Raw genomic sequence first — 20,304 nt, 5'->3', positions numbered from 1 at the left:
GGCGTGGCTACCGGGCCGAACTCACCATCGTGCTCCGGCTTCGATGACGTACCGGACACTGCCTAACCGGTCAATCCCGGATACAGCCTGCGCGCCGTGCCCGCGAAGATCTCGCGCTGCTCGGCCTCCGGAACCCCGGACAGCACGCCCCGGGCGAGCGCGACCAGTTCGGGCAGCGACTGTTCGGCCGCGGGCAGGTTCGACCCCCAGGCGATCCGGTTCGCGCCGAAGGCGCCCAGCACCGGATCGAGGAAGGCTGCGGCCTCCTTTCCGGCCTCGTGCAACGGTTCCAGGTTGCGGTGGGTCAGCTTCAAGTGCAGACCCGGGTGCACGGCCAGCTTCGCCACCTCGGCGCCGGCCTCGCCGGGCGACTCGGCGATGCCGGGATAGCCGAGGTGGTCGAGCAGCACCCGGACGGACGGGAACCGGGCGAGCAGTTCGACGAGCCGGGCGGTCGCCGGGCCGAGCCGCATCTGCAGGCAGACCGGCACCCCCAGTTCCGCGGCTTTCGCCCAGAACGGATGGGTTTCCGGGGCCGCAAACCACTCTCCCTGGGTGGGCACGGTGCTGCCGCTGGTGAACAGCCGCACGCCGGACAGGCCGCCCGCACCGGTCACCGCCGCCAGGTGTTCGGCCGCGTCGGGGCGCAACGGGTCCACAGTCCCCACCGCGAGGAACCGGCCGGGCCGCTGCGCCCGGCTGTCGAGCACATACGAATTGTCGTAGCCATAGGCGGTGGTCGCCTGGACCAGCACCGCCTGTCCGACGCCCGCCTCGGTCATCCGCTCGGCCATCCCCTCCGCGGTGACCGGCCTGCCGGAGACCCAGCCGGACTGCTTGCCACCCAGCGGCGACCGGGGATACCGGTCGAGGTCGGCGGAGACGACGTGGCAGTGGGTGTCGACGATGTCCATACACTGCACCTTTCGGGAGAAGATCAGGCGTCCGGGTAGTCGCCGTCGGCGAACAGCTGCCGCGGTTCGGCCGGGAAGTCCGCGTCCAGCAGGCCCTGCTCGCGGGAGAACCGCACGAGCGCTCGCACGCTCCGGTCGTTCGCGCCGAGGCCGTAGGGGATCGGGTCGGTGCCGAGCCCACGGGCCTGCCTGCCGAGCCGGGGCAGTGCCGACCACTCCGGATCCGCCTCGACCTGGCGGCGCTTGCTCTCGGCGAACGCGGCGTACAACGCGCCAGGCAGCCCGGGATCGCGCTCGACGAGCTCGCGGCGGATCGCGATCACCGAGTGCAGCGGGTAGATCCCGGTGCGCAGGTACCAGTCGGCGGCGAGCACCTCGTGGTCGGGGAACAGCGGGTAGGGCCCCTCGTCACCGGAGGGCTGCTCTGCGGCCGACCATCCCGCCCGCGGCGCGCCGGCACGTCCGGTGCCGGCGTTGCCGCTCAACGCTGCGTCGAGTTCGCCGGCACGCAGCAGCGCACCGAGCGAGCGGCCGTCGGTGACGCGTTCGACGTTCGCCGGGGCACGGCCCTCGATGTGGTCCTCGTCGTCCACGACCCACTTGACCGTGTCGAGGTCCACGCCGTACTCGTCGTGCAGGATGCCGCGCACCCACACGCCGGTCGTGACCGTGTAGGCACGCACCCCGATCCGCTTGCCCGCGAGGTCGCCGGGGAAGCGGATCCCGGACGACGCACCGCACTGCACGTCGGCGTGGTGGAACCGGCGGTTGAGGAACACCGGGATCGCGGTCAGCGCCACCCCCGCCTGCAACGCCATCAGGTAGGAGGTCGGCGCGAGCTCGCACACGTCGAACTCGAGGTCGCGGATCATCCGCCGGTAGGCGCCGATGACCGGCGAGACCTCCACCGGCTCCACCGCGTGTCCCGCTACTTCGACGTCACCGTTGAGCAGGGCGCGTCCGTGCGCGTACTCCCCCAGTACCACCGTGAGCTTTGCCATGTCATGCCTTTCTTTCCGGGAGGGGTCGCGGGTTCAGCCGCCGAGGCGGGACGCGCGCACCCCGAGCGCGGCGCAGGTGCGGTCGACCAGCTCGTCGAAGGAGACGGCGCGCGGCAGCACCTCCTGCTCCCTGGCGTAGCGGGCGACCTCGGTCACCGGTCCGCGCAGGGCTTCGAATCCGACGGGGTTCAGGTTCACCGGGCCCTGCGTCGGCTCGACGGCCGCGGCCAGTGCGTCGTACACCGCGAGCGCCGCCTTGGCGTCCACCGCCGGGTTGATCGCGACCACGTGGTTGATCGGGGCAAACCCCTTGCCTGCGGCCCATTCCGAGGCGACCGTGAGTGCATCCGGGACGGCCGTGCGGATCCGTTCGTCGGCGGGCAGCTCGTTGCCCATGATCCCGTAGTCGACCCTGCCGTCGAGGAAATCGGCGGGCAGCTTGGCGCCTTCGGGCGCCCGCTTCACCCACGCCGGATCGGCGTACTCCGGCACGTGCCCGTCCTCGTACCCGATCCAGTCCACTTCGGACAGTTCGACGCCGTACTGCTCGGTGAGGAATCCGCGCAGCCACACCCCGGTGGTCTGGCTCCAGGAACGCACGCCGACGGTCCGGCCGCGCACCGCGCCGACCCCGGGTTCGCCGAGGGTCACCAGGGTCTGGTGCTGGTGCCTGCCGAGCGCGGTGATCGGCAGCAGGGCCACCGGCTTGTCGTAGGCGACCGCCTGCAGCAGGGTCACCACAGCGAGTTCGCACACGTCGGCAGTGCCCTCCTGGAGGAAACCGCGGGACGCCTTGTGCACCGGGCGCACGTCCAGTCGCTCCGCTGCGGCCCCGGCGCTCGCGGCCGCTTCGACCGCCGCGGCCGCGAGGTCGTCCCTGCCCAGCACGATCTTCATCCCCTGGTTCCTCTCCTCGCCGGGCGCGCTCACACGTCCTCGCCGTACTGGATCCGCCGGTAGGGCACGCTCAGCACGTCGCGGGTGATCCGGACGTCGATCACGGTCGGACGAGGCGCGCGGACATACTCGGCCAGCGCGGCGCGCAGTTCGTCGGTGGTGCGCACCGTCGCACCGCCACCGCCCAGCGCGCGGGCCACCGCACCCAGCTCCGGTGTCGGGATCACCGCGAGCGCGGGGTCGAGCCCCTTGGCACTCGCCTTGTGGTACTCCGCACCGAGTCCCTCGTCGTTCATGACCACGACCAGCACCGGCAGCCGGTAACGGCAGGCGGTCTCGAACTCGGAAAGGTGCATCAGGAAGCTCGCGTCGCCCTCGACCACGAACATCGGCTCGCCGCCCCTGGCCACCACGGCGCCGATGGTCAGCAACGGGGCCTGTCCGATCGCGCCGAACATCCCGTAGTTCGAAGTGACCTCGCGGGAACGCTGGAACAGCATCGTGCCGAAGTCGGTCTGGTGCCCGCTGCCGAGCACCAGCCCGATCTCGCCGGGCAGTTCGGCGTCGACCACCGCGATCGCCTCGCGCGGGTCGAGCAGCCCCGGTTCGCGGTGGTAGTCGGCCGGGTCGACCAGCGGCGCGGTGAGCCTGCGGTGCACATCTTCGGTGTGGAAGCCCTCGAGCTGCACGCCGCGGCGTTCCAGTGCACCGGTGAGAGCTTCGAGCCCGGTCACCGCGTCCGCCTGCACGTAGGAGTCGGCCACCCGGCCGTTGCCCATCACGACGTGCGGTGCGGTGTCGATCTGCACGAACTTCGCGTCCGGGAAGAGGTAGCCGCTCTCGATGGTGTAGTGGTTGAGGCTCGCCCCCACCGCCACCACGCAATCGGCCTCCTGCAACAGTTCCATCGCGACCTTGCTGCCGAACAGCCCGGCGATCCCGACGTGGTAGTCGGTCTGCCCGTACAGCCAGTTCTTCGCCTGCAGTGTGGTCGCGAGCAGCGCGCCGGTCCGCCGCTGCAGCGCCAGCAGCTGCTCCGCCGCCCCTGCGTTGCGCGCCCCGCGCCCGGCGATGATCACCGGTCGCTTGCTCGCCGCGATCAGCTCGCCCGCCTGCTCGATCCGATCCGGATGCGGCAGCAGGGCCGGGGCGTTGAGCAGTTCGGTGGACGGTGCGTACGGCAGTACGTCCTCGAATTCCTGCAGCTGCACATCGGTCGGCGCGCTGATCAGCACCGGCCGGGATTCGGTGCGGGCGAGGTAGAAGGCGCGCCGCACCACCTCCTCGGCCGAATCCGCCTTGGTCACGCGCAGGAACTCGCATTCGATCGCCGCGGCGAAGCGGCGCTGGTCCAGGTATTGCACCGCGCTCTCGTCGCCGAGCGGGGTCTCGCCGCAGAAGGCGACGAGCGGGATCCGCGCGCGGCTCGCCACGAGCATGGAGGTGGCCAGCTGCGCGGTCCCCGGCCCGCTCGTGGTCGTCACGACCCCCGGCCGGCCCGAGGCACGGGCGAACCCGTGTGCCATGCTCAGCCCCGCGCCCTCGTGGCGCACCTCGTAGAGCCGGGTGCCGTGCCCGGACAGCGCGTTCATCCAGTGCATGTTGGCGTCGCCCATCATGCCGAACACGTCCGTGGTGCCCTCCGCGGCGAACGCCGCGGCCAGTGCTTCGTAGACCTTCACCGCGTGGCCTCCTGCTCTTCGTGGTGGTGGACGCGGCCGGACAGCCGGGGGAACACCCGCAACGCGTTGCCGCCGTAGATGGCGCGCCGGTCCGCCGGGGTCAGGGAATCGAGGGATTCCAGCAGTGCCAAGGTGTCGTCGAAGCGGTTCCCGGTCTCCGGATCGACCGCGCGGACGGCGCCGATCATCTCCGAGGCGAACAGCACATTCGCGGCTGGAAGGACGTCGGTGAGCAGTTCGAGACCCCGCTTGTGGTATACGCAGGTGTCGAAGAAGACGTTGCCCAGCAACGATTCCTCCAGCGGTGGCAGACCGCGGTCGAGGCGCACCCCGCGGTAGCGGCCCCAGTGATACGGCACCGCACCACCGCCGTGCGGCAGGATCAGCCGCAGCGTCGGGAAATCGGTGAACAGATCGGAAAGGCACAACTGCATGAACGCCGTGGTGTCCCCGTTGAGGTAGTGCGCGCAGGTGCCTTGCACGGCCGGGTTGCGCGACATCGCGACGTGCACCATCGCCGGCACGTCCAGCTCCACCATCTTCTCGTAGAGCGGGTAGTAGACCCGGTCGGTCAGCGGCGGCGCCTGCCAGTACCCGTCGGACGGGTCCGGGTTGAGCAGGCATCCGACGAACCCGAGTTCGGTCACGCAGCGTTCCAGCTCGGCGGCCGAGGCGCGGACGGAGGCGGCGAGCGCGTCGCCCGGCGACTGGGGCAGCTGGCACACCCCGGCGAACCGGTCCGGGAACAGGCCGCAGACACGGGCGATCAGGTCGTTGCTCACCCGCGACCAGACCAGGCTGGTCTCCGCGTCGCCGTAGTGGTGCGCCATCTTCCCCGCGCCCGGCGAGAACAACGTCAGGTCGGTGCCGCGTTCGCGCTGCAGCTTCAGCTGGCCGTTTTCGATCGCGGCGCGGATCTCGTCGTCGCCGATGCGCAGCTCGTCGGGCGAGACGCGCGCACCGGAGTCCTCGAAGGCCCTGATCTGACGCTCGCGCCACCGGCCGAGCGCGGCAGGCGCGGTGGTGAAGTGACCGTGACAGTCGATGATCATGGCAGTTCCTCCCGAAGGGTCAGCCGCGGCCGGTCAGCTTGCGGCCCAGCTCCAGGCCGGGGTAGCTGCGCACCGGTGCGGTCATCAGAAAGCGGTAGCCCTCGTCAAGGACCTGTTCGACGTTGGCGGCAGTGACGTGCGGGTGCCCCGCCACGACGCCGCGTTCCCGGCAGATCGCGACGATCCGGCTCCGTGCCTCGACCATCAGCGGGTGCTCCAGCTGCCGCGGCACGCCCAGCTCCTGGCTCAGGTCCCCCTCGCCGATCAGCACCAGCCCGATGCCCGGCACCTCGTCGAGGATGGCGGGCAGGTTCTCGATGCCGAGCCGGTCCTCGATCTGGATCACGGCGAGGATCTCGCCGTCCGGATCGAGCGGCCACACATCGGCCTTCGCGTAGTAGTCCTGAGTGGACAGCCCCCAGTAGCGCGCGGCCGCCGCGGGCGCATCGCCACGCAGTCCGGCGGGTTCGAAGCGGTCGACGCCGGGCAACCGGGGGTACCGGCACGCCGCGACCGCGTTGCGCGCCTCTTCGACGCGGGAGATGTGCGGCCACACGATCCCGTACGCCCCGAGGTCGAGGGCCTGTTTTGCGTGCCACTGGCCGTGTTCGGCACCGTTGACCGGCACCCGGACCAACGGGGTCGGCGACGGGGCGAGAGTGCCTGCTTCGAAGATGCGCCTGCGGTCGAGCAGGTACTGCAGGCAATCGCGCAAGGTCGCGGCGTCCCACGGCTTGTGCTCGGCCTCGAAGACCAGGCCGTCGTAGGCCGCGGCCGCGAAGTCGAGCGCCACCGCAGGCTCGGGCGCGGCGAACGCCGCGAACGCGGGCTGCCCCGATTCCAGGGCACCGATCACGCTATTGAGCCTTGCCACTGCGCACCTCACTCCGCTTGGTCTGTCGGTTGTGGACGATCCGCAGCCACCAGGCCCGCAGCCGGGCCCACCGGGACGGTCGCTCGGGCACCGGGGCGGCACCCTGCTCACCCGCGCACTTGCGCACCAGTTCACCGGAGAACTCCTTGGTCATCCGGGAAACCACTGCACCGGCACCGGCCTCGATCAGCGAGGCCAGCTTGCCCGCGAGGTGCACCTCGCCGGTCACCCGGACCCGGGAGCCGCCGGTGGCCGGGTCCGCGGTCACCAGGAACGTGGCGTGCGCGGAGAACCGGGTGGCGCCCTGGCCGTCCCTGCCCTTCGCCGACAGCCGGCCTTCCCGCCCGGGTTCGTCCAGGTCCAGTGACACGCGGGCACCGAACCGGACCCGCACCGCACCGAACTTCACGACCAGCGTGCCGTCGAACGAACCGTCCTCGTGCGAGTCGCCGAGCTCGGCACCGCTGATGCACGAGACCACCTCGCCAGGGTCGGAAACGACCTCCCACACCCGTTCCGGCGGTGCCGGAACGGGGATCTCCTCATCGATCTCGATCAAAGCTGTGACCTCGCTTGGCGGTTCGCCGGCGGTCTCCGCCCGGCGCGCACCGGGCGGCACGCGGACGGCGAACCCCGGCGGGTGCGGACTGGCCGGAACCCGGACGGTTCAGAGCCGATGGCTGGATTGTTTAACAACTTCGCCGAGCACCGTAGCAGCGGCGGGCAGGATCCGGCAAGAAGCCCCGTATTTATAAAGACTTCCTCGGGCAGCCACACCCTGACCACTTAATTTTGTAGAACAAGAGCGCGCACCACGCACCAAGAGCGTGAATCTCCCCGCCGCCCGCCGTGAGCACCCGGCCACTGTCGGCACACCTCCGCGACGCCGACCGGTGTTCACACGGGTTCTGCGCAAGATTGTTGGACGATGTGCCGCCATAACCCTTGAAAAGCCTACTCTGTCCGCGTACGGTCGCTGATACTGTTCAACACTTTCGGTGTTCGCCTCGCGGTTGCGTGCCCCGCACCAGCGCCGCGGCACCCCGCTCTCGCCTCCAGCGCAACAGAGGAGTTGTCCATGGCCAGGACCCTGTCCGTCGCGGTGAAGTCCTACCCGCACACAGCGTTCCTCACCGACCCCGGGTTCACCGCCGGGGGACATCCGGTCGCCGTCGAAGCGGCCGACCCGATCTACCGGGCATTCGCCCCGATGGTGCGGGAACTCCGTTACGACGCCAGCGAACTCGCACTCGCCACCTTCCTGCAGGCGCGCGAGGCAGGCGTCGCGATCTCCCTGCTGCCGGTGGTGCTCAGCGGCGACTTCCACCATCACTCGCTGACCCGCTGGCCCGGCTCGGCCGAACTCGAACCGGCCGACCTCGCCGGGCGCAAGGTCGGCGTGCGGGCCTACAGCCAGACGTCGGGCCTGTGGGTCCGCGGCATCCTGCACGAGGAGTTCGGCATCGACGCCAAGGACGTCACCTGGGTGACCACCGAGGGCCCGCACGTGGCCGAGTACGTCGAGCCGCCGAACGTCGAGCGCACCCACGGAAAGCTGCTCGAAGTACTGGAGCGCGGCGAGGTCGGCGCCGCCGTGCTCGGCCCGCCCGCACTCGACGGCGCACAGGGACCGCTGGTCCCGATCATCCCGCGGTGGCGGGAGGCCGAGGAGGCCTGGGGCGTCCGGCACGCGACGGTGCCGATCAACCACATGCTCACCGTCCGCCGGGATCTTCTCGAGGCCGAACCGGACACGGTGGCCGAGCTCTACCGGGCGTTCGGCGCCCGGATCGAGCAGCGCACAGCCACTGCGCCCGACCCCGGTCCCCGGGTTCGCGCCCTCCGGTTCGGCATCACCGACGAGCTGGTCGCCGGTCTGCAGGTGGCGATCGACTACGCGCTGCAGCAGAACGTGATCCGCACCCCGGTGACGGTGGCCGAACTCCTCGGTGATTTCACCCGCCACCTCGGCGGCTCCGCCTGATCCCCGCCGACCGCCCGTCCCCCAGCCCGGAGGTGCCCATGTTCAGCGTCGACACGCACACGCACATCATTTCCCCGGACACCACCCGCTATCCCGCCGCCCCGCTCGGCGGGCACCGTTCCGACTGGTCGCGCGAACGCCCGGCCGACCTCGACGGCCTGCTGCGCGCGGCGGACACCGCGGGCGTGGATCACCTCGTGGTGGTCCAGGCCTCGACGGTGTACGGATTCGACAACAGCTACGTCGCCGACCAGCTGGCCCGCCATCCCGACCGGCTCCGCGGTGTCTGCTCGGTCGATTTCCTCTCGCCGAAGGCGGTCGACGATCTGAGCCACTGGATCGACGAACGCGGCTTCTCCGGCGTCCGCATCCGCGCCGCGGACGGGACGACCGCCGTGCCGACCCCCGGCCGCGGCCTCGACGACGAACGCATGGCGCCGGTCTGGCAGTTCCTTTCCGACCGCGGGATCCCGGTCTGCATCCAGATGCACGCCAAGCACGCCCCGCTGCTGGCCGGCATCCTCCGGCAGTACCAGGGACTGACCGTGGTCCTCGACCACGCGGCCCGCCCGCAGCTGGACGGGCCTGCCTACCCGAGCGACGCGGGGCTCCCCCGGCTCAGCGAGACCGGACGGGTGTTCGTGAAGCTCACCCCGCCCGCCGTACTGCGAGCCCAGCGCGAGGCGGGATCGGCCGCGCCGGTCGTCGGTGCGCTGGTCGAGGAATTCGGCGCGGACCACGTGCTGTGGGGTTCGAACTTCCCCGCCTCGGCCGGGTCGCTGTCCGAGCTGGCCGACCTCGTCCTGGCTCAGCTGCCCGCACTCGAGGGCACCGGCCTCGGTCTCGTCACCGGCGCTACCGCCGCCCGGCTGTATGGCATCACGCCGAACGCGGGGGGACAGTGAGGGCCGTGCGCAGAACTCGGGAAGAAGCACGCCGGACCGCCACGGCGAGCCGGGTGCGGCGGCTGGCCGCGATGGCGATCCTGTGCGCGCTCGTCGGCGCCGCCTGCAGCAAACCGCCCCCGGCGCCGGACGCCCGGAACCTGGCCGAGCTCTACCGGGCCGCCAAGGCGGAGGGGCAGGTCATCTGGTTCGCGCCGAAACCGGAGGCACAGATGCGGCCGGCGATCCAGGCGTTCGAGAAGAAGTACCCCGGGATCTCGGTGAAGTACACCAACAAGAAGGCGCCGGACCTGGTCACCCAGCTCAACGTGGAACAGGCCGCCGGCCGCGTCAGCTTCGACGTCTCGAATGCGGGCGGGCTCACCGTGCTGCCTTCGCTGGACATGGCGGCGAAGGTGGACTGGGCGGGCTTCCGGGTACCCGGTGACCAGATCTTCGACGGGAACTTCGTCTACGTCTGGGCGGTGCCGAAGGTCTGGGCGTACAACACCGACGCGGTGCCCGCGTCGGTGGTGCCCCGGAACTGGAACGGCTTGCTGTCCCCGAGGTGGAACGGCGGCAAGCTCACCGTCGAATCACGCGGGTCGTTCATGACGGTGTGGGCACAGGACCGCGCGCTGGGCACCGATGCCGGGCTCGACTTCGCCGCCAGGCTGGGCCGGCTGCACCCGCACTACACCGACAACACCACGCAGGCGCACACCAACATCTCCTCCGGGCAGACCCCGATCGGCACCGACCTGATCAACCTCGTGCTGGAGGACCGTGCCAAGGGCGCGCCGATCGCGGTCGCCCCGGTCGGCCCGACCAACGCCAACAAGGCTTATCTGTTCGTGCCCGAGGGCTCCCCGCATCCGGCGGCGGGCAGGCTGCTGACCGCGTTCCTCGCCTCACCGGAGGGCCAGGCCGCGCTGGTCGGCAGCTACAACTCGATCATCCCGAACGACACCGACTGTTCGCAGGCCGCCACCAACCGCGTCATCGGCGCACTGTGCGACGCGGGCGTCCGGTGGTTCAGCGAGACCGATATCCGGCAGTACCAGCAGTTCGCCGATTTCTTCCCCCAGGTCGAGCAGGCTTTGGGCACCGACGTGAACTGACGCCACCGTGCGCACCGCGGTCGCCCGCCGCGGCAGCCCCTCCGCCCACTTGGAGACTCCAACGATGCAGTCCGGCACCCGGGTCGCCACCGCCGCACCCCCCAGCCCGCCCGACGCCGATCGCCCGCACCGCCGCGACCGCGTCCGCACCGGCGTCAACATCGCCATCGGCGTGCTGCTCGCCTACCTCGTGCTGTTCCCGCTCGGCATGCTGATCTACAGCAGCCTCAAGGACAGCGAGCTGAAACTGCCCTTCCAGATCCCCGGCTTCACCCTCGGCAACTTCACGAAGATCTTCTCCTCCCCGCGGGTGCTCGAGGTCGCCCTCAACTCGCTGATCTTCGTGACCGGCACGGTGGTGGTGGCGCTGGTCATCAGCGTCGGGCTGGCCTACCTGTTCGAACGGACCGACCTGCCCGGCCGCCGGTTCCTCGCGCCGAGCACGCTGGCACCGATGGCGGTGCCGGCCACCGTGATGGCGGTGGCCTGGGTACTGGCGGCCAATCCGGCCAACGGCCCGCTCGCGATCCTCATCCGGCGGGTTTCCGGGCTCTCCGTCGACATCTACTCGCTGCCCGGGATGATCCTGGTGGCGGGCATCTTCGGCGTCCCGAGCATGTACCTCATGCTCGCGCCCACCTTCGCCCGGCTCAACCTCGAATTCGAGGAGGCCGCCGCGACCTCGGGCGCGGGCTGGCTGACCCGTACCCGCAAGGTCGTGCTGCCACTCACCCTGCCGGGGATGAGCGCCGCGGCGATGCTGCTGGCGGTCATCGCGCTGGAGGAATTCGCCATCCCGTCGATCCTCGGCACCCCGGACCAGATCTTCGTGTTCAGCAGCCTCGTCCAGGCCGCGCTGCAGCCGCCGTCGGGCCTGTCGGACTACGGGCGGGCCAGCGCCTACGGCGTGCTGCTGGTCCTGCTGTCGCTGGTGATGATCGCCGTCTACCGGCGCCAGACGCGGGAATCGCACCGGTTCCGCGTCGTCGGCGGCAAGGGGTACCGCTCGAGCCCGGTACGGCTGGGCCGGTGGCGCTACCCGGTGATGACGATCGTGCTGCTGTACGTGCTCGTCGCGATCGTCATCCCGATCCTGACCCTGGTGTGGACCAGCCTGACCCCGTACCTGCAGCCGATCAGCCTGGACAGCCTGAGCGGGCTCAGCTTCGCCAACTACGGTGCGATCTTCGCCAACCCCAGCCTGACCCACGCGATCGTCAACACGCTGGTGATCAGCCTGGTGACCGCGACGCTCACCGCGGGCCTGGGCCTGTGGCTCGCGCTGGCCTCGGCGCGGGGCGGCCGGGCCGGCCGGGCGTTGTTCGACCTGTCCTTCCTGGTCTTCGCCGTGCCCAGCGTCGTGCTCGGGGTGGCGGTGCTGTTCCTGTATCTGTTCCTGCCCATCCCGGTCTACGGCACCATCTGGATCATCGTCATCGCACTCACCACGCGCTACGTGCCCCGTGCGTCGCGGATGATCCAGACCTCCCTGCTGCAGCTCGACGGCGGACTCGAAGAGGTCGGCCGGGTCTCCGGCGCCCGGCGGGGCACCGTGCTCCGCCGGGTGGTCCTCCCGCTCGCCGCGCCCGCGGTGACCCGCACCTGGTTGTGGGTCTTCGCGAACGCGCTCGGCGAACTGCCCATCGCGCTGCTGCTGTCCAGCTCCGACAACCGCACGGTCGTGGTGCTGCTGTGGGACATGATCGGGGAAAGCGCGAACTACCCCGAGGCCAGCGCACTCGCGGTGCTCCTGCTCGCCCTTTCCGCAGGCTCGGTGTGGTGGGTCAACCGTCGTGGCTTCCAACAACACATGTGAGGTGTCGTGATCATGCAGAACCTCGTCGCGCCTGACCACGCGGTGACCATTTCCGGGCTGGAGAAGCGGTTCACCCGGCGGCAGAGCAGTGAAGTCAGCCTCGCCGTCGACGACGTCGGCTTCACCGTGCCGCGCGGGAGCTTCTTCACGCTGCTGGGGCCCAGCGGCTGCGGCAAGACGACCACACTGCGCTGTCTCGCCGGGCTGGAGAGCGCCGACCGCGGCGAGATCTCGATGAACGGCAAGTCGGTCTTCTCCGCGCAGGCCCGCCGGGACGTGGCCCCGGAAGACCGGCCGATCGCGATGGTTCCGCAGTCCTACGGGATCTGGCCGCACATGAAGGTTTACGACAACGCGGCCTTCCCGCTGCGCTACGGGCGCAAGACCTGTTCCCGCGCCGAGGCCAGGACCAGGGTGCACGCGATGCTCGACCAGGTGGGCCTTGCCGAGTACGCGGATCGCTGGTCCACCCAGCTCAGCGGCGGCCAGCAACAGCGGCTCGCGCTGGCGCGCGCCCTGCTGTGCGAGCCCGAAGTGCTGCTGCTGGACGAGCCACTGTCCAATCTGGACGCCAAACTCCGTGCGCAGCTGCGTGCCGAACTGCGGTCCTTCCAGCAGAAGTTCGGCGTCACAACGCTTTACGTGACGCACGACCAGGGGGAGGCACTCGCCATGTCGGACACCATCGTGGTGATGAACCGGGGCCGCATCGAGCAGATCGGCTCGCCCGCGGAGATCTACGATTCGCCGGCGTCCCGGTTCGTCGCCGATTTCGTCGGCAGCGCGAACCTGGTCCCCGGTGTGGTGGACGGGGTGCGCGGCGCGGACAACGTGGTCGAGGTCAAGACCTCCGTCGGGATACTCCGATGTGGACGCAGTGCCACCCCGCCCGCGCCGCCGACGGCAGGCCGGGAGGTGCACGTGTGCATCCGGCCCGAACACGTCCGCGTCGTCACCGAAGTACCGGCCGCAGGCGAGCCCAACCGCTTCCCGGCACGCATCACCTCCACCGAGTACCTCGGCGACCGCCGGGAAGTGGTCGTCGCGGTGGACGACGTGTCGCTGCGCGCACACGCCGACGCGCACCTGCGGGCAGGCCCCGGCGACGAGGTCGGCGTACTGCTGGATCCCGAGTGGACGGTGGCGCTCTGGTCCTAGCTTCCGGCGTCAGGCCCCGGACGAAGCGGAGAACCCCAGCTGGAGCGCGCGCCGGACGGCCGAGAGGTGGTGACGCATCGCGGCCGCGGCGGCTTCCGGGTTGTGTGTGGCGAGGGCGGACAGGATCGCCTCGTGCTCGCGGACCACGGTGGCCCGCGGCCGCGAGCGCTCCATGTCCCGGTACTGCCGCAGCACCAGCGGGTAGAGCAGGCTGTCGACGAACCTGGTGAGCGTGGCCTGCCGCGCCGCCTGGCGGACCTGTTCGTGGAACCGGCGGTTGAGCGCCGAGTACTCGTCGCGCCCGTTCGACTCGCGGCCTGCCCACATGCGCTCGCAGGTCCCGGTCATCGCCGCGATGTCGTCCTCGGTGGCCCGCTCCGCGGCCTTGGCCGCCAGCGCCGCCTCCAGCACCTCGCGGGTCTCCAGGATCTCGATCGCCTCGTCCTCGGAAAACGACCGGGTACGGGCACTGCGGTTCGCCTCCGCGGTGACGTACCCCTCCTGCGCGAGCCGCGCGAGCACCGAACGGATGGTGCCGCGGGAAACCTCCAGCCGTGCGGTGAGCTCCGATTCGGTGAGCCGGGAATCGGGCGCGTAGTGCCCGGACAGGATCAGCCCGCGGAGATCGTGGTAGGCCTGCGACGTGCGGCTGGCGCTCGGATCCGGGCCGCCGTGGCTGGCCGCACCCTCCCCCGTGTCTACCGCCATGACCCGTCTGCCTCCCACACCGTCCCGGTCGCGCACGCACTGCCGTCGGCAAGATCCTACGACCTCGGGAGCCGGCCGTCGTTCCCCCTCGCCCGGACGGCCACGGCGCGGTGCGACCCGGCGGAATCGCCCCCGGACCGGGTACGTTCTCCGCTGTCCGTGCCGCCGAGGAAGGGAACCGACGACGTGTACCGCGTCCTGGCGCTGCTGTCGAAGCATCCGGATCTCACCGCCGAGGAGTTCGCCGACCACTACGAAAACCGGCACGTCCCGCTGGTGCTGAGCCTGCCGCTGCAGCCGGAGCACTACCTCCGGCACTACGTGCAGCCCGGTGATAGCGGCGCGGCCCCCGACTTCGACGTGGTCACCCAGCTCGAATTCGAGGACCGCGCCGCGTACCTGGCCTGGGCACGCATGGCCTACGCGCCCGGCTCCGGAATCGAGGAGGACGAAAAGCGGTTCCTGGACCGGGCCAGTACGCGCTCGTTCACCGTGCGGACCGAGTCCTAGCCGGAGTGCGTCTTCGCCGGTGAACCGAGTTCGGTGGCGAATCCGGCCGGGACGACGAGGTCCTCCCGGCCGAGTTCGTGCACGCTGCGCTTGCCGAGGGCGAGCAGGGCCGAGTCGATACCGCCGCGCAGGACGTCCAGCACGTTCTCCACGCCGGCCTGGCCGTTGGCGCCGAGGCCCCACAGGTAGGCGCGGCCGATCAGCACCGCCCTTGCCCCGAGGGCGAGTGCTTTCACCACGTCGCTGCCGCGGCGGATACCGCCGTCGAGCAGGACCTCCACCTGGTCGCCGACCGCTTCGGCGATCGCGGGCAGCGCACGGATGGTGGCCGGCGTGCCGTCCAGGTTGTTGCCGCCGTGGTTGGACACCGAGAGCGCGCTGACGCCCGCGTCCACCGCCCGGCGTGCCTCGTCGACCCGGATCACGCCCTTGACCAGGAACGGGCCGTCCCACTGCTCGCGCAGCCAGCGCACGTCGTCCCAGGACGGCGGCCGGGTCTGCATCCACTGGCCGTAAGCGCCGAAGAACGTCGGCGCCTCGTCGCCGGGGGAGGCCATGTTCGGCACGCTCAGGTCGGGCAACCGGCCGGTCTTGGCGTATTCGAGCAGCCAGCGCGGTTTGCGCAGGCTTTCCGGTGCGAAGCGGAGCAGTTCCCGGAAGTTCAGCCGCTCCGGGATGTGCGGGCTGCCCCAGTCCCGGCTGTGCGAGAACGACCAGTCCAGGGTGAGGATGATCCCGATCGCGCCTGCCGCCCGCGCCCGTTCGAGCCGGCGCAGGATGTCGTCTCGGCTGCCGGTCCAGTAGACCTGGAAGTAGAGGTTCGGATTCGCGGCGATGACCTCCTCGATCGGCTTGCTGCCGAACGAACTCAGGCCCATCGACGTGCCCCGTGCGGCCGCGGCCCTCGCCACCGCGACCTCGCCCTCGGGATGCACGGCCTGCACCCCGGTCGGGGAGATCAGCACCGGCAGCGCGACGTCGCGGTCGAGGACCCGGGTGCCGAGCTCACGTTCGCCGGACTGGCCCGCGGTGCGCGGCGCGAACCGCAGCTCGTCGAAAGCGGCGACGTTGTCGGCCAGCGTCAGGCCCCGCTCCGAACCGGCGTGCAGTGCGGAAAACACCGAGCCGGGCAGTCGTTTCTTCGCCAGCCGCTGTGCTTCGGCGACGGATTCGAACCAGGAGGTGCTCATCGTTTTCCCTTCGGATCGACCCGCAGCGCCCTGGTGGCGACCGCGGGGCGAATCGGCGTGGTGGTGCGATGTTTCAGGCAGCCGGCCCATACCCCGGCGCCATAGGCGATGTCGTCGGCCACCGCGGCGGCGGTGTACCGGACGGGGTCGAGTTTCGGGCGTCTCCGCGCCCAAGCGACCAGCGGCGGACCGAACAGGAGCGAAGCGAGAGCCACACGACGGCCCCGCCGTCGCGGTCCGCCCGCCACCATCAGCGCGGCGACCAACGGAGCGGCGAATTGGGTGCTGTAGCGCCCACATCCGAGCCAGGTCTGTTCGACCGCGGTCGCCGTCGCGCGCACGACGTTGGCTGTCGGGACGTCGTTCGCCCGAAGCAGCCGGAGTGTGCTCGCCACCGCGCCACCGAACGCCGCGGTGGCGAGCACCGGGCGACGGGCGAGCAGCGCAGCGACGGTCAGGGTGGGCCACGGGTGCAGGACCAGCGGTGCCAGCGCATCCGGATGCCGCCGCGCCAACGGGGCCGCGGATGTGCCGTACCGCGCCCGGCGCCCGAGAAGCCCGCGCCACGTCGCGGGTTCGTGGTGATCGACCTGGACGTCCGGTGCGTAGCGGATCCGGTGACCGGCAGCGTGCAGGCGCCACACGAGGTCGACGTCCTCACCGACCCGCAGCTGCGGGTCGAAGACCGCGCCGTCGACCGCAACACTCGTCAATGCGGCTCGCCGGACGAGCAGCGCCGCGGTCGGCACGTAGGACATCCGGGTGCCCGGTGCGACCCGTGCCGGCCGGTCGCCGAGGTCGAGACTGCCCGCCGCCCGCGTGTACCGGCCGGCCAAGGTGTCCGGAGCCAGCGGGCGCACGCGCGGTGCGATCGCGGCCAGCAACGGGTCGGCGAAGTGCGCCGCGAGCCGATCGACCCAGCCGTCGGTCGGCACGCAGTCGCTGTCCAGGAACGCGACCAGATCCGTGGTGACGTGTGCCAGCGCCGTGTTGCGGGCAGCACCGGGACCGCCGTTGACGTCCCGGCGCACGAGCCGCGCGCCGTATCGGGCGGCCACCGCGGCGACCGCAGCCGCGTCGCCGGAGGCGTCATCGACCACGAGCACCGGATGTTTGCCGTCGAGCGCGGCCAGATGGCGGTTCACCAGGTCGAGCCGGTCGTGGACGGGCACCACCACCGTGACGTCCGGCGGACCGGCCGGGGCAGGCGGCACCGGACGGGCGAATCCGGCGTCGGTCAGCCGCCGGGCGAGCACCCCGGCCGCCGGTGAGGCGACCGGTCCGGCGTGGAGTGCGTCGAACGCGGCCCGTCCGGCCGGGGTCAGCCGCAGCACGCGGGCGGGAGAACCGCCGAACCACAGTTCGCCGGACAGCTGCCGGGCGTCCGGTTCGAGCTCGATGCGGAACCCGGTGGGCAGCGGAATGCCGGTCACAACGCGAGCCCCCCGTCCACCGGTACCACCGCGCCGGTCATCGCGCTGCTTCCGGGCCCGGCGAGGAAAGCCAGCACCGACGCGACTTCCGCCGGTTCGAGCAGACGCCGAACCGGCTGCTGTGCGGCGAACGCGGCCGCTTCGGGCAGGTCGTACAGCCGCGCGCTCTCGGCGAGGATCGGGGTGTCGGTCGAGCCGGGACTGACCGCGTTCGCGGTCACCCCGGACTCCCCCAGCTCGACACCGAGTGCGCGGATCAGCCCGGCGACCCCCGCCTTCGCCGCGCAGTACGCGGCGAGCATCGGCAGCCCCCGGGTGGCCGCGGCCGAGGCGAGCGCCAGGAAACGCCCGGAACGCGGCCGGGGCCGGCGCAGCAGCGCAGGCACCGCGGCGCGGGCAAGGTGCAGGACGCCGTTCAGATTCACCTCGAGCACCGCCTGTTCCTGCTCCGGCGGCACCTCCCACAACGGCACCCCACCGGCGATCACACCCGCGGCCGCGATGGCGACATCCAGGCCACCCCAACGGTTTTCCCCTTCGGCGACCGCACCGGCGACGGCATCGGGATCACGGACGTCGGCGACGTGGGCCTCGACCTCCGCGGAGTGTTCCCGAGCCGCCTTCACCACCGCGGCCAGCTCGTCCGCACCGCCCATCGGGTAAGGGAGGTCGGGATCGTCGGCCGCCCGATCGACCGCGAGCACCGCGTATCCCTCACGAGCCAGCCGCAGCACGGTCGCGGCTCCGATCCCCCGCGCCGCTCCGGTGACCAGCGCGACCCGCCTGCTCATCGGAGCACCGCCGGACACCAGGTGTCCATCAAGGACTCGAGCGCCGAGGTGAGTTCCACCAGCAGCTGCTCGCCTTCCGCCGCGGTCGCACCGGTCGGATCGCCGAGCACACCGTTGTCGCTCACCAGCCGCACGCCCCCCTGACGCAACAGCGGCAGCACCTCACCGAGCGGGCGGCGGTCCCCCGCCGTCGCCCGGTCCATGCGGACGTTTTCCGGCCGCAGCACCAGTTGCAGTGCGGTCTCCGGACGACCCGCGTGCGGATCGCCCGGCCAGCGCGGCTGGAAGACCTCGACGTCCCGCGACTCCGCGCGCAATGTGGCGACCGCGCGGGCGACCGGGCCGGTGTTGCCGCCGTGCGCGGAGACGAACAGCAGCCGCCGGAACGTCTCCCCGGCCGAGCGACCGAGCTCCACCAGCAGCAGCTCGGTCGCGGCCTGCCCGATCGACAACGTGCCCGCGAATCCGGCGTGTTCACCGCTCGAGCCGTAGGGCACGGGCGGCGCCACGAGGACGTCCGGCCGCCGCGCGGCGAGCCGGTCGCAGAGCGCGAGCGCGATGTCGGAGTCCGTGGACAGCGGCAGGTGCGGGCCGTGCTGCTCGGTCGCGCCGACCGGCACGGCCAGCACCGCGCCGGCACTCGCGCGCTCGGCCACCTCCGGCCACGCGAGGTCGGCCAACCTCATCCCGGCCGCCCCGGCGGGGTGAAGCCGGCCAGCGGGTTCTCGTCACACGCCCGGTCCGGCGGACGGCGCATCCCGATGGTGACCGGCACCGGCGCCCGCTTGCGATGCGAGTGGTCCAGCGACGGTTTCGGCGCGCTGCCCGCGGAAACCCCGGCCAGCGCGAGTTCGCCGTGTCCCCGCACGCACTCCGGATCCGGTCCGTCCAGCGGCAGGCCGGTGAAGAACTTGGCGGCCATGCAGCCGCCACGGCAGGCGTCGTAGGCGGAGCAGGACGTGCACGCACCACCGCCCTGCGGGTTGCGCAGCTCGGTGAACAGTGCCGATTCGCGCCACACCCCGGTGAAACCGCCTTCGGCACGGATGTTCCCGGCAAGGAAGGTGTCGTGGATGGCGAACGGGCAGGCGTAGACGTCGCCCACCGGATCGACCAGGCACACCACCCGTCCGGCACCGCACAGGTTGAGGCCGGGCAGCCCGCCGTCGCCGTAGCCGGCGAGGTGGAAGAACGAATCCCCGGTGAGAACCTGCTCCCCGTTGGCCACCAGCCAGTCGTAGAGTTCGCGCTGCTGGCCCGAGGTCGGGTGCAGCTCGTCCCAGACGTCCGCGCCCCGGCCGGACGGGCGCAGCCGGGTGATCCGCAGCTGGGCGCGGTAGCGGTCGGCGATGGCCTTGAACTCGTCGAGCTGGCCCGCGTTCTGCCGCGTGACCACCACGGAGATCTTGAAGTTCTCGAATCCGGCCGCGTACAGCCGTTCCATCGCGCGGATCGCGGTGTCGTAGGAACCGGGACCGCGCACGTGGTCGTTGACCTCGGCGGTGGCCCCGTCGAGGGAGATCTGCACGTCCACGTAGTCGCTGGCAGCCAGCCGCGCCGCCACGTCCTCGGTGATCTTGATGCCGTTGGTGGAGAACTTGACCCCGACGTGGTGCTCGGTGGCGTAGTCGACGAGCTCCCAGAAATCCGGGCGGACGGTCGGCTCGCCCCCGCCGATGTTGACGTAGAAGACCTGCATGCGCTCGAACTCGTCGATCAGCGCCTTGCACTCGGCGGTGCTCAGTTCGCGCGGATCCCGCCTGCCCGAAGAGGAAAGGCAGTGCACGCACGAGAGATTGCAGGCGTAGGTCAGTTCCCAGGTGAGGCAGATCGGCGCGTCGAGCCCGTACTGGAACTCGTCCACAAGGGACATCACACACTCCTTCGCTGGATCATCCGCGACGCCGCGAGCGCGGCCAGTGCAGCCCGGTAGGTCGGCAGCTGCGGGGAGCCGACCCCGGCGCCCGCGCAGGCGGCGCGGGCGCTGGGGTGCTCGGAAAGCGACCGGACGACGGTCAGCAGCTCGGGGCTCTTCAGGAACGAAAGGCGACGCGTCCCGAAGTGGTACAGCAGTGCCCCGAACCGCTCGGGCCGGATGGCGACCCGCTCGTCCAGCCGCCACGGGGCGTCCAGATCGAACGGGCGCGCCTGCGCCTCAGTAGACACCGCACATTCCGTCGATGGAGACCTCTTCGACCAGCAGATCCTCGGCGACCACCGGATCATCGGCGGCGGAAGCGGCGGTGTCGGTACGATCGGACAGCTCGGTGATCTTCTCCGTCATCGTGA

Annotated in this window: 21 protein-coding genes; 6 read left to right on the top strand and 15 right to left on the bottom strand. The window is 71.1% G+C overall.

From position 1 onward, the window contains the following. Positions 1-62 precede the first annotated feature (62 nt). From ABD793_RS02685 to ABD793_RS02655, 7 genes are read right to left on the bottom strand one after another with little or no spacing between them, the layout of a single operon-like run. Positions 63-914, bottom strand: coding sequence for an amidohydrolase family protein (locus ABD793_RS02685; protein WP_344854865.1), 852 nt, complete (start codon positions 912-914; stop codon positions 63-65). 23 nt (positions 915-937) lie between these two features. Then, positions 938-1,915 carry a type 2 periplasmic-binding domain-containing protein gene (locus ABD793_RS02680; protein WP_344854863.1) on the bottom strand — a complete coding sequence of 326 codons (978 nt, stop codon included), beginning with the start codon at positions 1,913-1,915 and terminating at the stop codon, positions 938-940. A gap of 33 nt (positions 1,916-1,948) precedes the next feature. Continuing rightward, positions 1,949-2,812, bottom strand: coding sequence for a hypothetical protein (locus tag ABD793_RS02675; protein ID WP_344854861.1), 864 nt, complete (start codon positions 2,810-2,812; stop codon positions 1,949-1,951). Positions 2,813-2,841: 29 nt separating this feature from the next. Then, complete coding sequence (locus ABD793_RS02670; protein ID WP_344854859.1) at positions 2,842-4,494, bottom strand: thiamine pyrophosphate-binding protein; 1,653 nt, start codon at positions 4,492-4,494, stop codon at positions 2,842-2,844. Beyond that, on the bottom strand, positions 4,491-5,546 hold the full coding sequence (locus ABD793_RS02665; protein WP_344854857.1) for an amidohydrolase family protein: 1,056 nt from the start codon (positions 5,544-5,546) through the stop codon (positions 4,491-4,493). Before ABD793_RS02665 ends, ABD793_RS02670 begins: the two co-directional genes overlap by 4 nt. 19 nt (positions 5,547-5,565) lie before the next feature. Beyond that, entirely contained in the window at positions 5,566-6,420 is an 855-nt protein-coding gene (locus ABD793_RS02660; RefSeq protein ID WP_344854855.1) for an HpcH/HpaI aldolase family protein, read from the bottom strand. Next, positions 6,404-6,979, bottom strand: a complete 576-nt coding sequence (locus ABD793_RS02655; RefSeq protein WP_344854853.1) for an SRPBCC family protein — start codon at positions 6,977-6,979, stop codon at positions 6,404-6,406. Before ABD793_RS02655 ends, ABD793_RS02660 begins: the two co-directional genes overlap by 17 nt. Before the next feature lie 519 nt (positions 6,980-7,498). Here ABD793_RS02655 and ABD793_RS02650 point away from each other — a divergent pair. The 5 genes from ABD793_RS02650 (at position 7,499) to ABD793_RS02630 (ending at position 13,383) form a co-directional block, all read left to right on the top strand. Then, positions 7,499-8,404, top strand: coding sequence for a substrate-binding domain-containing protein (locus ABD793_RS02650; protein ID WP_344854851.1), 906 nt, complete (start codon positions 7,499-7,501; stop codon positions 8,402-8,404). Positions 8,405-8,442: 38 nt separating this feature from the next. Continuing rightward, a complete protein-coding gene (locus ABD793_RS02645; RefSeq protein ID WP_344854849.1) occupies positions 8,443-9,309 on the top strand; it encodes an amidohydrolase family protein in 867 nt (288 codons plus the stop codon). 5 nt (positions 9,310-9,314) lie between these two features. Next, the gene (locus ABD793_RS02640) at positions 9,315-10,409 is read left to right on the top strand and encodes an ABC transporter substrate-binding protein (RefSeq protein ID WP_344854847.1); all 1,095 of its coding nucleotides are present in this window, start codon (positions 9,315-9,317) and stop codon (positions 10,407-10,409) included. A 64-nt stretch (positions 10,410-10,473) separates the two neighbouring features. After that, positions 10,474-12,225: an ABC transporter permease gene (locus tag ABD793_RS02635; RefSeq protein WP_344854845.1), complete on the top strand. Its 1,752-nt coding sequence runs from the start codon at positions 10,474-10,476 to the stop codon at positions 12,223-12,225. A 12-nt stretch (positions 12,226-12,237) separates the two neighbouring features. Next, positions 12,238-13,383 carry an ABC transporter ATP-binding protein gene (locus ABD793_RS02630; RefSeq protein WP_344854843.1) on the top strand — a complete coding sequence of 382 codons (1,146 nt, stop codon included), beginning with the start codon at positions 12,238-12,240 and terminating at the stop codon, positions 13,381-13,383. A gap of 9 nt (positions 13,384-13,392) precedes the next feature. Here ABD793_RS02630 and ABD793_RS02625 read toward each other — a convergent pair whose 3' ends face one another. After that, positions 13,393-14,091, bottom strand: coding sequence for a GntR family transcriptional regulator (locus ABD793_RS02625; protein ID WP_344854841.1), 699 nt, complete (start codon positions 14,089-14,091; stop codon positions 13,393-13,395). Positions 14,092-14,277: 186 nt separating this feature from the next. On the opposite strand from ABD793_RS02625, the gene ABD793_RS02620 reads away from it, so the two are divergent. After that, positions 14,278-14,601 (top strand): EthD domain-containing protein, encoded by a 324-nt coding sequence (locus ABD793_RS02620; protein ID WP_344854839.1) that lies wholly within the window; start codon positions 14,278-14,280, stop codon positions 14,599-14,601. Here ABD793_RS02620 and mftD read toward each other — a convergent pair. From mftD to mftA, 7 genes are read right to left on the bottom strand one after another with little or no spacing between them, the layout of a single operon-like run. Continuing rightward, the gene (gene mftD / locus ABD793_RS02615) at positions 14,598-15,791 is read right to left on the bottom strand and encodes a pre-mycofactocin synthase MftD (protein WP_344854836.1); all 1,194 of its coding nucleotides are present in this window, start codon (positions 15,789-15,791) and stop codon (positions 14,598-14,600) included. The genes ABD793_RS02620 and mftD overlap by 4 nt on opposite strands. Then, positions 15,788-17,224 carry a mycofactocin biosynthesis glycosyltransferase MftF gene (gene mftF / locus ABD793_RS02610; RefSeq protein WP_344854834.1) on the bottom strand — a complete coding sequence of 479 codons (1,437 nt, stop codon included), beginning with the start codon at positions 17,222-17,224 and terminating at the stop codon, positions 15,788-15,790. The genes mftD and mftF overlap by 4 nt, the downstream gene beginning before the upstream one ends. Beyond that, a complete protein-coding gene (locus ABD793_RS02605; protein WP_344854832.1) occupies positions 17,221-18,015 on the bottom strand; it encodes a mycofactocin-coupled SDR family oxidoreductase in 795 nt (264 codons plus the stop codon). Before ABD793_RS02605 ends, mftF begins: the two co-directional genes overlap by 4 nt. Then, a complete protein-coding gene (gene mftE, locus ABD793_RS02600) occupies positions 18,012-18,701 on the bottom strand; it encodes a mycofactocin biosynthesis peptidyl-dipeptidase MftE (protein ID WP_344854830.1) in 690 nt (229 codons plus the stop codon). The genes ABD793_RS02605 and mftE overlap by 4 nt, the downstream gene beginning before the upstream one ends. Beyond that, positions 18,698-19,888 carry a mycofactocin radical SAM maturase gene (gene mftC, locus ABD793_RS02595; RefSeq protein ID WP_344854829.1) on the bottom strand — a complete coding sequence of 397 codons (1,191 nt, stop codon included), beginning with the start codon at positions 19,886-19,888 and terminating at the stop codon, positions 18,698-18,700. The genes mftE and mftC overlap by 4 nt, the downstream gene beginning before the upstream one ends. Beyond that, positions 19,888-20,181 carry a mycofactocin biosynthesis chaperone MftB gene (mftB, locus tag ABD793_RS02590; protein WP_344854828.1) on the bottom strand — a complete coding sequence of 98 codons (294 nt, stop codon included), beginning with the start codon at positions 20,179-20,181 and terminating at the stop codon, positions 19,888-19,890. Before mftB ends, mftC begins: the two co-directional genes overlap by 1 nt. After that, on the bottom strand, positions 20,171-20,299 hold the full coding sequence (gene mftA / locus ABD793_RS02585) for a mycofactocin precursor MftA (protein WP_344854827.1): 129 nt from the start codon (positions 20,297-20,299) through the stop codon (positions 20,171-20,173). Before mftA ends, mftB begins: the two co-directional genes overlap by 11 nt. Positions 20,300-20,304: the final 5 nt, after the last annotated feature.

This window comes from Amycolatopsis ultiminotia (assembly GCF_039536925.1).
Classification (GTDB): domain Bacteria; phylum Actinomycetota; class Actinomycetes; order Mycobacteriales; family Pseudonocardiaceae; genus Amycolatopsis; species Amycolatopsis ultiminotia.
Note: the sequence above shows the minus strand (reverse complement) of the source record. Positions and strands in the feature narration are given on the sequence as shown.

What these genes read in the sequence shown, in the direction of transcription:
- ABD793_RS02685 (WP_344854865.1), bottom strand. Translation starts at nt 914, where the DNA reads ATGGACATCGTCGACACCCACTGCCACGTCGTCTCCGCCGACCTCGAC.
- ABD793_RS02680 (WP_344854863.1), bottom strand. Translation starts at nt 1,915, where the DNA reads ATGGCAAAGCTCACGGTGGTACTGGGGGAGTACGCGCACGGACGCGCC.
- ABD793_RS02675 (WP_344854861.1), bottom strand. Translation starts at nt 2,812, where the DNA reads ATGAAGATCGTGCTGGGCAGGGACGACCTCGCGGCCGCGGCGGTCGAA.
- ABD793_RS02665 (WP_344854857.1), bottom strand. Translation starts at nt 5,546, where the DNA reads ATGATCATCGACTGTCACGGTCACTTCACCACCGCGCCTGCCGCGCTC.
- ABD793_RS02650 (WP_344854851.1), top strand. Translation starts at nt 7,499, where the DNA reads ATGGCCAGGACCCTGTCCGTCGCGGTGAAGTCCTACCCGCACACAGCG.
- ABD793_RS02645 (WP_344854849.1), top strand. Translation starts at nt 8,443, where the DNA reads ATGTTCAGCGTCGACACGCACACGCACATCATTTCCCCGGACACCACC.
- ABD793_RS02635 (WP_344854845.1), top strand. Translation starts at nt 10,474, where the DNA reads ATGCAGTCCGGCACCCGGGTCGCCACCGCCGCACCCCCCAGCCCGCCC.
- ABD793_RS02630 (WP_344854843.1), top strand. Translation starts at nt 12,238, where the DNA reads ATGCAGAACCTCGTCGCGCCTGACCACGCGGTGACCATTTCCGGGCTG.
- ABD793_RS02625 (WP_344854841.1), bottom strand. Translation starts at nt 14,091, where the DNA reads ATGGCGGTAGACACGGGGGAGGGTGCGGCCAGCCACGGCGGCCCGGAT.
- mftD (WP_344854836.1), bottom strand. Translation starts at nt 15,791, where the DNA reads ATGAGCACCTCCTGGTTCGAATCCGTCGCCGAAGCACAGCGGCTGGCG.
- ABD793_RS02605 (WP_344854832.1), bottom strand. Translation starts at nt 18,015, where the DNA reads ATGAGCAGGCGGGTCGCGCTGGTCACCGGAGCGGCGCGGGGGATCGGA.
- mftE (WP_344854830.1), bottom strand. Translation starts at nt 18,701, where the DNA reads ATGAGGTTGGCCGACCTCGCGTGGCCGGAGGTGGCCGAGCGCGCGAGT.
- mftC (WP_344854829.1), bottom strand. Translation starts at nt 19,888, where the DNA reads ATGTCCCTTGTGGACGAGTTCCAGTACGGGCTCGACGCGCCGATCTGC.
- mftA (WP_344854827.1), bottom strand. Translation starts at nt 20,299, where the DNA reads ATGACGGAGAAGATCACCGAGCTGTCCGATCGTACCGACACCGCCGCT.